Source organism: Aliihoeflea sp. 2WW, assembly GCF_000497755.1.
Lineage (GTDB): Bacteria > Pseudomonadota > Alphaproteobacteria > Rhizobiales > Rhizobiaceae > Aliihoeflea.
Map to the genome: position 1 here is coordinate 29,503 of NZ_AYOD01000048.1, position 12,162 is coordinate 41,664.

The following is a 12,162-nucleotide window of genomic DNA, read 5'->3' on the forward strand; positions in this document are numbered from 1 at the left end:
CCCCCGCCATCGAGTCCTAAGGCAGATTCGCCAGATCGAGCAGATAGGCCTTCTCTTCGGGTCCGGCCTGCTCGTTCAGAACGATCCAGGCTTCGGGCTTGTTGAGGATCGTGTCGTAGAAGGAAACGAGGGCGTTGAGTCTCTTTTCGAAGCTCGCGCGGCTGTCAGCCGGCATCTGGTTGAATTCTTCCAGCGTCATCGACAGAAGTTCGCTTCGGTAGGGCAGCGCCTTCGCCCATTTCGGCGTCATCTCGCTTTCGTTGATCGCCTGCGCCTCGGCTATTCCGAGGTCGACGGAGGTGCTGCCAGATTGCTGCTGTGCGCCCATGAAGACGAAGCCGCCGCCCACCTGTTCGTCATCGAGGTCTGCAAGCAGGGTCTTGAGCAGTTCCATCATGTCGATGAGGTCGTTGCGCGTCACGACCACACGGATATCGAACGCCTTCTTCCTGAAGTTCGACGGGTCGCGGTCGAGAGCCCAAACGACCATGTTGCTGGGCGGTACCGCGTCCTTGCCGATATAGTCCACGACAGCGGCGCGCACGGCGCCGACGATCGCCTGGCCCGCCGCATCGCCGGCATCAGTGCTGCCGCTCATGATGCCGGCGAAATCGCTGTTGGCCACGAGCCCGACGATCTTGTCGATCGAATCACGCAACGCCAGTTCGAGGCCCCCTTCGCTGCCCTGCGGATCTACACGGGCAAACGCGATCGCCGACTCGCCGTCACCGGCGGCAACGGTTTCGTATTGCGGCCGCGCGATGGTGTAATCGCTATCCGTCTCGCTGCCGATGTAAAGAGCGGCGATATAGACGTTCTTCTCGCTGGCAAGCGCCTTGATCGAGCGTTCATCGAGGCCGGTCGAGTTCTTTTGCGATTCCGTACCATGAGCGCTGGCATCGCCGATGAGGATGATGACGCGGCCGTGGTCCGGCGTCCAAGGCGTCGCGTCGATCGCCGCCTTGAGGCCCGCAAAGACGTCCTCCGTATAGTCGCCGCTACCGACGCTGGCCGCCTTGACGGTCCCGTCGCTGATCATCTCGATGAAGCCGTCGGCATCGAGCAGGGTCTCGCTGGTGAAGTTGCGTGCGGCATATTCGAGGCCCGGAGAGGAATCCGGATCGTCGCGATAGCCGACCAGGCCGAGCTTCAACGTATCAGCCGAGGTGGCGTTGGCACTGAGCGAACGGGCGGCATCGCGCACCGCATTGCGCACCGCGTCTATATGGGGTTGCATCGACGACGTCGTGTCGATGACGAAGACGGCGTCGAGACCCAAGGAACCCGCGCCGCCGCCGCTCTGGCGCTGAATACATTCGTTGCCGTCCGAGTTCCGGAGGTTGCATGCGTCTTGCTGCTGCGAGCGCGCGGCATTGGTGACCGCCGCCACCTGCACCGCCTTGAGGTCACCGCCCGGCCAGAACAGGGACAGGTCCCGGTACGACACGATCGGCATAAGATAGAACGACTTCTCGACATCGACCCAGCCGTTCGGCTCCCGGCTCTTGATTTCCGGCGGTACATCGCTGGACAGAACCCGCTGGTAGAGGTCTTCGGCGACCTGCGGATCGTTGGAAGCCTCCGCGACCGTCGTCTCGAGGGACTGCACGTTGTCGAACATCAGCACCGGCTTGCGCTCCGATGGACCTGGATTCGTGAACGTCACGGCCAGCGCCTGCTTCCAGATGACCACGTCCTGGGCGCGCATGTAGCCCTCAGGCGCCTGGAAAGTCGGTCCCACCCGGAACCAGCCCGTCGCGTCCAGTTCGTTGGTGAATTCGACGTCAATCGCCTCGAACGCATAGTACGGCTTGAACGCCTCGACGTTGCCATGGAGCTGGGCCGAGGTTTCGTCCGGCTGGATGTAGATGTTGGACTGGGGCTTGGTCAAAAGCCGCAGCGGCAGGCCGAGCGTGGTGACAACGCAGACCTGTTCGGGGGTATTGCATTCGACGTCGGACAGGTCGGCCCTCACGAGTCCCGCGTTGAAAAGAGCCGGTCCCACCACGAAGGCTCCGGTCAGAGCTGTTACCGCAGCCAGTCGCGGCTTCTTGCCGCCGTTCAAACCGATGCCTCGAGACAGCATGTCACCTACTCCCCACTTGATTCCGCGCCGGCCATCGCCGGCGCGCATTGATCGACGAAGGCTTTTTGAAAGGCGGAAACCAGACCGAGGCTCAAATTGTAGGCTTTGTTTCGCTCAAGGATGACTTCGACGCCAGGCTCGGCCTCCACCTGGAACTGGCCGAATTCCACATTCTTGTAGCAGAACTCTCGCTTGGGCACGCACCAGTAGTGGCTGTCGTCGAGACTGCGCTCCACCACCGAGCGTCGCGTCGCGTCGCCGCTGACGCCGTAATTGTTGGCGACGGCCATCATCCGGCTGCGCGCGATCGTAACCTGATCTTCGTGCGCGTCGATGATCCGGGACATCGAAGCGATCATGAAATTTCCGTCCGGCGCGCATTCGGCTTTTTCGACGACTAAAGTCTCGTCGCCCTGCTTCATTTCGGAGAGGTCGAAATCGGCGACCCAGGGGTAGGCTCCTTCGGCCTGCCGCTCGAAGATGTCGGTGACGAAGGCAATCGCCTCACCCGAATGCTCCAGCATACCGGTTTCGGGGTGGAACCTGTTGAACGGCGCATAAAGCGCGACGTCATCGCCACCGCACCGGATTTGGTCGACGATACTTTCGCGCGTCAGCGCAAGCATGCGGGTGAATTGCTCCAACCGGGCCTGGGTCGTTGGCGTATAGTCCTGGTAGACGATGACGATGTCGCGCTCGGTTCGCCGGAACGCTTGCTGGTCGCGGATGTCGGTCACCTGGAGTTCGACCGGTAGCTGCTGGCGCATCAGCACGCGCATCAGCGGCCTGCTATGCTCGGCGTGAACGGTAACTTTCTTGCCGTCATTTTCGAGGGCCTCGATACCGGACCCGGTCAACGGATAATTCTCGCAAGAAAAATCAGGCGCGACGTCCTGATATGTCGTGCGGGTGAACATGGCACCGAGCATGTACTCTGCGCCAGGCCCAACCTCTTCCCCATGGACCGGAGCGACGAAGGCCGCCACCGTCATTGTCAGCGCCGCTGCCAGCGAAAGCACGGCTGACCTATTGCGCAAACTGGTCTGTCGCGAAGCCTTCATTGAGAATAATTGCCTCCCGCTCCGCTCAAGGCCCTGGACCTACAGCATCCAACTCAGGGCATCGGCATTCGGCCGCGCTCCCGCGATCCGGGACGTCAGATCGCGATGCTTGCCTTCTGTCTGCCGTTCGACCAGCGTATCCCTGTCGAACCCGACCGAAACACCGCCGCAGATGCCATAATGCTTGCTCAACCCAAACTCCTCTATTTGCCTCACATCGGAAACGAAAGTGATGTGGTCGGGCATTTCGTAACGTTCGATCCGATGCCCTTCGAGCAGGTAGCTGGCGTCGAACCGCGCTTTGGCCACCAAGTCGTTGTCGTGGATCAAGCGCGCGATCGCCATATGCCGGAAGACGTTGAACATCTCCCTCCAGATCTTGTCCGACTCGATCACCTCGTCCATCCGTTCGGTCCATGCGCAGGTGAATGCGCGCCGGAACGGATTGGCGCCATCGATATCGACGGATTCTCCGGCTCCATCGACCCACCCTTGTTCCGCATCCCTCAGGAGTATCTGCGAGGTCTTGAGGTGGGCGATATTGTTCTGCCAGTCCGCCTCGACCCGAAACTCGCCCGGAGTGAACCAGAACCGCGTCGGATGGGATTTGAACTCAGCCGATTGTCGGCCATGCGCCGAAAGATAGTGCCAGTGCCGGTATAACGCCGTATCTGCCGAGGGAAACGGATCCTTGATGTTGAGGTGCATTGCCCCGCCGCTCACCAGTTTCATCCGGTAGTCCGCATCCACCAGCACGAACGCCAGCCGCGAATGACGTTCCAGACCGTCCACCCGGATTCTCATTCCCAGCGTCTTGCAGAATTCCGAAATATCGGCACGTCCGCGTTCAGTCTGGAGGTCAAACCGATCGTGGATTTCGCCGCTGTCGATCATTGCGTTGAATTGCCGCCATTGCGGCTCGACTGCGTCCAGCGAGATCGCCGGTGAATAGAATATTTCCTTTCCGTCTTTTGTCTGCGGATACTTCCAGAACGCACTTCTCAGTGCGACGACGAAATCGTCGAGATGCAAGGGTTCGGCATCGGAATCGGCCAGTCCCCACAGGATCAGATCCTGACCGGCGGGATCGTAAACAAGCCCGTCGAGCCGCGTCATGCCTCCAAGCTGCAGGAAAGTTCCACAGGCGCTCTTGAGCGGTGCGCGCGCGCCACCATTGGCAAGGCACTCCTTCAACTCCTCGGATACCTGGCGAAGCGATACGGCGATCTGCGCGTCGGCGGCGTATTCCCTTGACGCGATTCCACACCAAAGCTCCTGTACCAGCGCCTGATTGACGGAAAGTCCCTGTGCGAGCGCGGCCGCACCGGCTGCCATCATCTCCAACACCACCCGCCGATGCATTGCACACACAGCCTCCAGTTATCGCGCCAGTCAAATGGCAGTCTACATAAGGAGTGCAAGAATTTCCAGAAGGAATTGCGTTCGCCTATTCATTCAATTGTTCGAGTTCGAATCTCAACCAAGCCGATTTGCGAGACGCAATTGACTCATGCGGCGGCAAAGTAAAATGGAAGCCGCTATTAATTCAGACAAATATGATTTAGTCGCCTGCCCGTCGCTCTCATTTTACTTCGTCTTTAAATATAGAATTTCATGTTCAATTATTACTGTGGGGGTAGTCTGAACTGCACCATTTTCGCCGGAGGCCATTGTCTAAGTTATCCGGTTCAACCGCTCACCCACCTGTCGAAGACTTTCTCCACGTCTTCCGGTGGTTACCGGGATCCAGTCGGAAACGAAGATATCGATCCAATCGCCTTCCTGGCGCGCCGACGGCCCGACCTCACCGGTCGGAGTGAGCTTCGCCGCATTGTTGATCAGGTTGACGACGAAATAGCAGATGTGATCGTACGCTATCGAGCACAGGAATTCTGCATTGTCTGCCTGGACTGCGAGAAGTTCGACCGGATGTAGCTGCGGGTGGCCTCAGGCATGTTGCAGGCAGCGGCGGCTTCAAGGACTGCCTGCCACATGTCCCTCGAGACGGTACCCTGCTGACAGATGCCTGCAGCCGCATTAACTCGTGAAATGAACCTAGCCGAGATGTCGTTCTGACGTCTGTCGAAGCAGGCTTGCCCGCCACCGCCCTGACCCGATACGCTTCGCGCAGGAGTCGCTGAAGAGCGCGCGCGGTACTGGTTTCTCGTATTGGCGGCTCGATTACGCGCTGCGGCGCGTTCGGCTCGCTGGCCTTCAACGATATGGACGAAAGGCTGAAGCGTGTTGTTGGTGGCGTACTGCCAGCACTCTTGATTGCCCGCATCCTCGCAGTCCTTCAACGCTACTCGCCGAGCATCCAGCCAAGTCGCTTTGCTCCAATTCCAGTAGCATCGGTTTCTGCTGCCGGAGACACCGGCAACCATATATTTGTGGTCTGGCTTTGACATGTAATTGGAAAGATGCGGCTGGCATGCATCATACATTCGACCTGGAATTTGACTTTTAGGTACGGTTTGGCAGCCATTCAATGCTAGCCCGAAAAGTAACATGCTAATCAAATGTGTTCTCATGGCGGACCCCCCATCACCTGACGGTGAATGTACGTAACGGCATGAGAACACATTTGGGGGGGTGCCCGCAACATTTGTTGTGTGCACGCATGAATGGCAGTCTAGATGGACATGGCTAGCGCGAAACCTACAAACTAAACACATTCTGAGCATGCGCCGTCTTGGCCGCCAGCACAGTAATTTCGGCCGTTTCCGGACACCGCACGTTTGCTGCGCTCGGTTCACACCTGAAGTTCGAGTTTCAAGCTCTGGTGACCTTGACGCGCATCGATGCCCACTATGGAAGAACGTCGAGAGTACGCAAGCCGTGACAGATTGCCAGCGACATGCGGCCAGTTTCGATGGACCGCCCGTTCGACGCCACCGACGTCGCGCAACGCATGTACCATCATGTCCGGAGCGCTCTCGACCTTCATCGAGGCGAGCTTCCCACCCTTTTCATCCACGATGCAGACCTGCGCGGTTCCCATCGACAGGTCCAGACCGGCATCGCCATCAATCACATCTCAAACGAATTGACAGGCCCTGAGCTTAGGGTCGAAACTCAATCAGGGTGTTGAAGGTCCGTAGCAAATCAGATTCCCTGCCGTCGTTTTTCGACTGAGGCGATGATGAGCAGGCTTTTCTGGCTAGACGACGAGGCTTGGGCGGCGATCGAGCCGCACCTTCCGAAGAACCAGCCGGGCGCGCGTAGGGTCGATGATCGCCGAGTGATCAGCGGCATCCTGCACGTGCTGAAGACAGGCTGTCGCTGGCAGGACTGACCGGCCTAATACGGTCCGTCCACGACGATCTACAACCGCTTTAACCGCTGGTCCGGCCGGCCGTTCTGCTGCTGACGGCAGGCAACGTCGCCGACGTCCCCAGGGCCGGGCCGCTGATGGACGCGGCCGGTCGGGTGCACTGCCTGATCGCGGACAAGGGCTACGACGCCAACGCGCTGCGCAGACGCCTGCACGCCGAAGGTGCCGATGTCGTCATTCCAGGGCGATCGAACCGGAAGGTGCCGATCGACTACGACCAGGTCCGCTACAGGGGACACTGGCGCATCAAGGCAGCCTTCTGCAGGCTGAAGGACTTCCGGCGGGTTGCCACCCGTTACGACAAACTCGCCCGCAACTTACTCTCGGCTGTCGCCCTCGCGACCCTCCTCGCGTTCTGGGTCTGAACGAGTCTCAGCCCTAGCAGATCGCAAGTCGCCGCGTATATTTCGGTCCCCTCCCAAAAAGTACGCGGGTTATTTCTGCAGATATCCGGCCGCCGAAGCATTATTGCAACTCGATAGCCTCGAAGGATATCCTCAGTCTGGGCATGGACAACGATCTGTGGGTTCGGATGAACGCCATGCTCCAAGTTGGGAAGATGCCGCTTGTCCAACCTCAAGCCCGGAACTTCAGAAGACTGGAATGGAAGCTGGCGGCGAGCCTGTTAAATATGGGGCGGACGAGGAAGCCAATGGGAATGAAGACCTCGGCGATATGATCGTTGCCAGGGAACTCCAGGACGCTGTTCTGGCGCTTGCCAAACTGTGCAACGGGAAAATAATAGGTGATTGCCCCGGCGGGATTTTGCGCCGGGACGCCGGGCTGCAAATTCTTGAGCGGCTTACTTACAAGGTCGAATATATCCTTTCGAAGCAGCGGCGACAGCGGCCGGCGAGCAGGAACTCGCGCAGGTGCCGGCGTCAGGCCTGCTCAAGGTAAACCCGCGTTGTTCCATCGCAGAGCATTTGCAGATTCCCTTTTTCGTCGGTCATTAGACGTGGCATTCATGAGCGAGCTTCTTGTCAGGGCCGGCCTGCCTGAAGGACGCCAGCCGAGCGATTGAACTCATCTGCCACTTGAAAGCCGGCGGTGGGTGCGGAGCATCTTCGATCAAGCAGGAGCCGATCATGTCCTGCACGTCATCGGGGCAGAGGACGACCAGTGCCTTTCCAATATTCGGCACGCAACGCCAACGACCTAACGGAATCTACTGGGGGCATGTCGGTGAAGACACGTTTCATGAAGTGACCCGCTACTTCGTGCCTCCCGATCCGGAAGAAGGCTTCCGTATGGCGCACTATGCTTTCCCACCGCTGTGAACGCGTGCAGGTGAACTCAGCCCAAGGATGACAAATTCAGGGTTCGCCCAAATAGCCAGTTGGGGAGACCCCGGCATACTCGGAAAGCGATTCTCCATGCCGGGATAGGGGTACAGTTCGTCGCCCAGCAGCAGCATCTGGAGATATCGCGTCGCTCCCGGCATCTTGCGAGACAGGTGATTGTCGAGAATCAGAACGAATTCACCCCCGTCGTCAGCCAAATCCCAGGATCCACTGACAGCGTTCAGCCCGTCGGCGCCTCCCTTCGTTCTTTTGCCATCCTCGCGGGGGGCGACAAACGTTGCGAACCGCCCATCGCTCCCAATGATCATGACCGATCGAGCGGAATAGCCTTCCACAGGGTGCGGCAGCCAGATACCAACCGCCCCTGGGTTGGTCGTCTCAATGACCGGCTGAAAATCATCGCCGGCAACCGGGGCAGCGGACTGGGCCGCGGCAAGACCGGCGTTCGTCAAGATAACAAGGATTCCCAACACGGTTCTCATGGCAGTCTCCTCCATCTGGAATGAAACGAGACACGCGGATGATGCCGATGCTCACCTGCGTGGCTGCTTCCCGTAAGGGTCGCTAGGCGGCACGATGAAAAGGGGTTGGCTGGCGCGTATCGAACAGCGGCGAAAGAATTTCTGAATCTTTTCTTAAGCGGCTATTATGCCGGATCATGGAATAGTCTTCTTTGATCTTTGGTCCATTCCGCCGCAACAGCGCCAACGGCACTTTGCTGCGCGAAGGCGACCCGTTGCATGTCGGTCAACGGGCTGTGCGTGTGCTCCAGACGCTCTTGCAGCGTCCAGGCGACGTTCTGACGAAAGAAGAACTGCTCGACGCCGCTTGGCCGGACGCGACTGTCGAGGAGGCCAATCTTCATGTACAGATCGCCTCGCTGCGCAAGGTCCTCGGACCGGCTCCAGGCGGCGGTGAATGAATCGTGACGGTACCCCGAGTCGGCTACCGCTTCATGCCGGATGTTGTCGGACCAAATCGAAAGGCGATTACTGGCGCCGCCGAAACGCGTGCTGTCAGCGGCCGACAATTCTGGGGGGTGAAGTATCGGCAACCCGGCACATCACGATCGGTCATTCTCGCAATGATTGGGATCGTGTTGGTCACCAGTGTCGGTCTGGCAGCTTTGCGGATCATGCAAGCCTTGCCAGGTGCCGATATGTCTGGGAATCTGTCAGTTGCCGTACTGCCATTTGAGGACATGTCCGGCAACCCCGATCTTGCCTATTTCGGTGAAGGCGTCGGCGGCGATATAATCGCCATGCTGGCGCGTGTGCCCAACCTCGCGGTCGTCGCCCGCAGTTCGAGCTTTCAATACAAGAGGCGTTCGGTCAACCTCCGCCAGATGGGGGATGAACTCGGTGCCCACATAAAACAGTACCGTGAGGCCTGGGGCAAGGACACGGCCAACCTTCAGGAATACGACTACATGTTGCGCGTCCTATCGAGGATCGCAATAGGCACGCCGGAAGCCGCTGAACGAGCCGACATTGTCCTGAAGGAAGGGCTTTCGAGGTTTCCCGAATCGAGCCTCCTCAAAGCTCAACAAGCCTCGACCTTCATATGGAGGTTTGCCAGGGGCTGGAAGGTGCCCTTGGTAGAGATCAGGCGCGCAAGTCAACTCGCCCGCGAGGTCCTGGGCGATGCTGCGGCTTCGCCGATGTTGAGGTTGAACGCGCACGTTTCGCTTGCCTATGCCCCTCTGGCCGAACGCAGGTTCGAGCAGGCTCTGGGCCGAAGCAGAGGCCGCGCTTGCTCTGTCGCCCTATGATGGCCGCTTGGTCTACTATCTGGTCGAGATACCGATCGTTGGCGGGCAAACCGACTTGGCAGTCGAATGGATCGAGCGGGCGTCGGACCTTCATCCTGCCAGCGACCCTCGGCAGCAGGAGTTGTCTAGCATGAAGGCTGCTGCGTTGCTGGCGGCGCGCGGACCCGCAGCGGCTTTGGAAGTTCTGGATGCCATCCGCAGCAGCGACGAGATCGTGCTACGGACCACTTACCTTTTGCGAACCATCGTGCTGGTTTTGCTCGACCGCCAGGGCGAGGCGAAAATGGAGATGGCGAAGCTGCGTGCACATGATCCAACCTGGACCCTGGCCAAACATCGAAGACGGTTCTTCTACAGCGCTCCAGATCGCTTGAAGCCACAATCAGGGCACTGCAGATCGCCGGGCTGCCGGAGCGGTAAGGATTTCTGAGCTGAAACGTTGACGATCTGACAGCTCGAACCCTTCTTGTTCTATGAATCCAAATCGGTCGCTGCTTTGGCCGCTTGAAACGCTCTTCCTATGCCCGCAACATCGGCAAGATCGACCCTCGAATATCATCAACCGTGCCGCTGCCACTGACGGAACGGTTCAGATCTACCCTCGCTCGTTGATCGAAAAACGTCGCGCAGAAACCGACGCCAGCTGTCAGATGTGATCAGATCAAATTGCGATTTCAATAAACATCGACTCCTTTTGATGCGCCCACGGTCTGGGCTCGCTGGCGTACTGCCTGTATAGGCTGAATCTCTGATCCACCGTTCCCGCACGAGTTCTGCATGCCCGTCACCGTCGTCATCTACGCCCGCTATTCCACGGACAGCAGGACGAGGTGTCGATCGAGACGCAGCTGGAGGTCTGTCGGGACTATGCGACCAAGCACGGCTGGACGATCGCCGAGGAATTCGTTGACCACGCCGTGAGCGGCACGCGCTACAAGATCCGTCCGGTATTCTGGAACTCGAGGCCCGCGTCAAACGGCGCGGCATCGACCGCGTTCTGAGCGTGACCTTGGATCGCATTTTGCGGGACCTGGAAACGAGCGCTCGGCTGCACATGCGGTTCAAGTTCTGGGGCGCTGAGCTCCACACTGTTCACGACGGTAGGATCGACGATCTGCATCTGGCGATGAAGGCGGTCCTCAGCCAGGAACTGATTTCGGAAATCCGCCGACGCACGCGCGACGGTATGCGGCAGGCAGTCAAAGAGGGGAAGGCGGCTGGCGGGCTGTCCTACGGATATCAGCCCAGACTGATCTATGATGAGAAGGGCGAGCGGATTCCTGGCCACCGCGAGATCGTCGCGGAGCAAGCGGATATCATCGTGCGGATATTCACCGACAATGCGAACGGCAAGTCACCGCAGCAGATCGCGTCCGAACTGAACGCCGACGGCGTTCCCGGCCCAAGAGGCGCCCACTGGCGCGACGCAGCGATCCGCGGAAGCCGCGAACGTGGGACGGGAGTACTGAACAATGAACTCTATGTAGGCCGGATCGTCTGGAACCGCCGCGAATTCGTCAAGGACCCCGACATGGAGCGGCGCGTCGCGCAGTCGAATGCGCGTGAAGATTGGGTTCTGCGGGAGGTCCCCGAACTGCGGATCGTCGAGGATCAGCTCTGGTCCCGCGTGAAGACGCAACAGCTGAAGCCAACGAGACATTCGACCGCACAACAACCAATGCGTTCAACCGCAATCATCGGCCGACCTATCTTCTCAGCGGTCTACTCCAGTGTGATGTCTGCGGCGGGCGCTTCGCGGTGTCGGGAGCGAACCGGCGCTATAGTTGCACAAACAGACTTAAAAAGTTGCCGATCGAGCATCTGGATGGCGAACGCTGCTCAAACAACAAGGGCATCCGCGGCGCCGAACTTGAGGCACGCGTGGTGGCTGCTTTTCCGGCAAGCCTGTTTTCAGTCGTCAGTCTCGAGCAGATCCAAAAGGACGTCCAGAGAGCCGCTCGCGTGAACGAAGCAGCGTTGAACGCTCGGGAACCAACCACTGAAGAACTGGATGCCAGGATACGGGGAGCAAAATACAGGCAGCGCAGCATCTTCGAGCAGATGACAAGGCGGGAACTGGAAGGGCGAACGAGTCTCGCAATGTTCAACACCATGCTCGACGAACTCGAAGCTGAACTTGAGAAGCTGGCCGTGCAGCGAGATGTGGCAACGAACCAGTCACCGAAGTAGGCGGCGGAATCGACCTCCTCCCCTGTTTTCTCCTCTTCCCTGCTGCGCGTTGCTATTTCTGCGCTGTGCGCGAGCATCGGCAACGGAGGCGGCGGCGACGAGGTCGGCAAGGCAGTCAACCTCGTTCGCAAGATGATCCAGCAGGTTATCATCTTGCCGGCCCCTAACGACAAAGGTGTCGATCTTCAGATCCACGGCAGACTGGCCGCGATCCTTGCCTCTCTCGAGGCATGGAAGGCCGAGGAGAAGCGTCTCGGGCTCGAGAAGCAGGCCGAGTACACCCGCCTCCGCTCGGAGGGCGTGCTGAAGACGACGGACGAGAGGTTGCCTTCATGTCGCGGTTCCAGAAAGAACTTGCGCAGCGACGTGAGGAATGGGGAAAGATACAAGTCTCGGTGGTTGCGGGGGCAGGATTT

The 12,162-nt window shown here is 59.1% G+C and carries 12 protein-coding genes and 3 pseudogenes; 10 read left to right on the forward strand and 5 right to left on the reverse strand.

Annotated elements, in window-relative coordinates:
* Positions 1-16 precede the first annotated feature (16 nt).
* Genes ALII_RS0118050 through ALII_RS0118060 form a run of 3 tightly spaced genes read right to left on the reverse strand, consistent with a single transcriptional unit; the run spans position 17 to position 4,509 of the window.
* Entirely contained in the window at positions 17-2,134 is a 2,118-nt protein-coding gene (locus tag ALII_RS0118050) for a vWA domain-containing protein (RefSeq protein ID WP_024588621.1), read from the reverse strand.
* Positions 2,092-3,147 carry a hypothetical protein gene (locus ALII_RS0118055; protein ID WP_152529676.1) on the reverse strand — a complete coding sequence of 352 codons (1,056 nt, stop codon included), beginning with the start codon at positions 3,145-3,147 and terminating at the stop codon, positions 2,092-2,094. The genes ALII_RS0118050 and ALII_RS0118055 overlap by 43 nt, the downstream gene beginning before the upstream one ends.
* Before the next feature lie 39 nt (positions 3,148-3,186).
* Positions 3,187-4,509, reverse strand: a complete 1,323-nt coding sequence (locus tag ALII_RS0118060; RefSeq protein ID WP_024588623.1) for a DUF1598 domain-containing protein — start codon at positions 4,507-4,509, stop codon at positions 3,187-3,189.
* Between the two features lie 252 nt (positions 4,510-4,761).
* On the opposite strand from ALII_RS0118060, the gene ALII_RS22995 reads away from it, so the two are divergent.
* A complete protein-coding gene (locus tag ALII_RS22995; protein ID WP_024588624.1) occupies positions 4,762-5,082 on the forward strand; it encodes a hypothetical protein in 321 nt (106 codons plus the stop codon).
* Between the two features lie 817 nt (positions 5,083-5,899).
* Here the strand turns inward: ALII_RS22995 and ALII_RS0118070 are convergent.
* Positions 5,900-6,181, reverse strand: a complete 282-nt coding sequence (locus tag ALII_RS0118070; protein ID WP_035450172.1) for a hypothetical protein — start codon at positions 6,179-6,181, stop codon at positions 5,900-5,902.
* 108 nt (positions 6,182-6,289) lie between these two features.
* On the opposite strand from ALII_RS0118070, the pseudogene ALII_RS22130 reads away from it, so the two are divergent.
* Positions 6,290-6,846, forward strand: a pseudogene (locus tag ALII_RS22130) (transposase).
* Between the two features lie 238 nt (positions 6,847-7,084).
* Positions 7,085-7,381 (forward strand): hypothetical protein, encoded by a 297-nt coding sequence (locus ALII_RS0118085; protein ID WP_024588627.1) that lies wholly within the window; start codon positions 7,085-7,087, stop codon positions 7,379-7,381.
* 358 nt (positions 7,382-7,739) lie between these two features.
* Here ALII_RS0118085 and ALII_RS0118095 read toward each other — a convergent pair whose 3' ends face one another.
* Positions 7,740-8,267: a hypothetical protein gene (locus tag ALII_RS0118095; protein ID WP_152529677.1), complete on the reverse strand. Its 528-nt coding sequence runs from the start codon at positions 8,265-8,267 to the stop codon at positions 7,740-7,742.
* Between the two features lie 281 nt (positions 8,268-8,548).
* Between ALII_RS0118095 and ALII_RS23180 the strand changes: the two genes are divergently transcribed.
* The 7 genes and pseudogenes from ALII_RS23180 to ALII_RS23000 form a co-directional block, all read left to right on the forward strand.
* Positions 8,549-8,707, forward strand: coding sequence for a winged helix-turn-helix domain-containing protein (locus ALII_RS23180; protein ID WP_244437465.1), 159 nt, complete (start codon positions 8,549-8,551; stop codon positions 8,705-8,707).
* Positions 8,708-8,710: 3 nt separating this feature from the next.
* On the forward strand, positions 8,711-9,556 hold the full coding sequence (locus tag ALII_RS0118105) for a hypothetical protein (protein ID WP_152529678.1): 846 nt from the start codon (positions 8,711-8,713) through the stop codon (positions 9,554-9,556).
* 7 nt (positions 9,557-9,563) lie between these two features.
* Positions 9,564-9,986, forward strand: coding sequence for a hypothetical protein (locus ALII_RS0118110; protein WP_024588632.1), 423 nt, complete (start codon positions 9,564-9,566; stop codon positions 9,984-9,986).
* A gap of 400 nt (positions 9,987-10,386) precedes the next feature.
* Positions 10,387-10,709 (forward strand): annotated as a pseudogene (locus tag ALII_RS23185) (recombinase family protein); the annotation flags it as partial.
* A 33-nt stretch (positions 10,710-10,742) separates the two neighbouring features.
* The gene (locus ALII_RS23190) at positions 10,743-11,522 is read left to right on the forward strand and encodes a recombinase family protein (RefSeq protein WP_244437466.1); all 780 of its coding nucleotides are present in this window, start codon (positions 10,743-10,745) and stop codon (positions 11,520-11,522) included.
* On the forward strand, positions 11,519-11,746 hold the full coding sequence (locus ALII_RS23195; RefSeq protein ID WP_024588634.1) for a hypothetical protein: 228 nt from the start codon (positions 11,519-11,521) through the stop codon (positions 11,744-11,746). Before ALII_RS23190 ends, ALII_RS23195 begins: the two co-directional genes overlap by 4 nt.
* Positions 11,747-11,878: 132 nt before the next feature.
* Positions 11,879-12,162, forward strand: a pseudogene (locus ALII_RS23000) (hypothetical protein); the annotation flags it as partial.

Excerpts from the sequence above, each read along its gene's own strand:
- ALII_RS0118050 (WP_024588621.1), bottom strand. The coding sequence starts at position 2,134 with ATGCGCGCCGGCGATGGCCGGCGCGGAATCAAGTGGGGAGTAGGTGAC.
- ALII_RS0118055 (WP_152529676.1), bottom strand. The coding sequence starts at position 3,147 with ATGAAGGCTTCGCGACAGACCAGTTTGCGCAATAGGTCAGCCGTGCTT.
- ALII_RS0118060 (WP_024588623.1), bottom strand. The coding sequence starts at position 4,509 with ATGCATCGGCGGGTGGTGTTGGAGATGATGGCAGCCGGTGCGGCCGCG.
- ALII_RS22995 (WP_024588624.1), top strand. The coding sequence starts at position 4,762 with ATGTTCAATTATTACTGTGGGGGTAGTCTGAACTGCACCATTTTCGCC.
- ALII_RS0118085 (WP_024588627.1), top strand. The coding sequence starts at position 7,085 with ATGGAAGCTGGCGGCGAGCCTGTTAAATATGGGGCGGACGAGGAAGCC.
- ALII_RS0118095 (WP_152529677.1), bottom strand. The coding sequence starts at position 8,267 with ATGAGAACCGTGTTGGGAATCCTTGTTATCTTGACGAACGCCGGTCTT.
- ALII_RS23190 (WP_244437466.1), top strand. The coding sequence starts at position 10,743 with ATGCGGCAGGCAGTCAAAGAGGGGAAGGCGGCTGGCGGGCTGTCCTAC.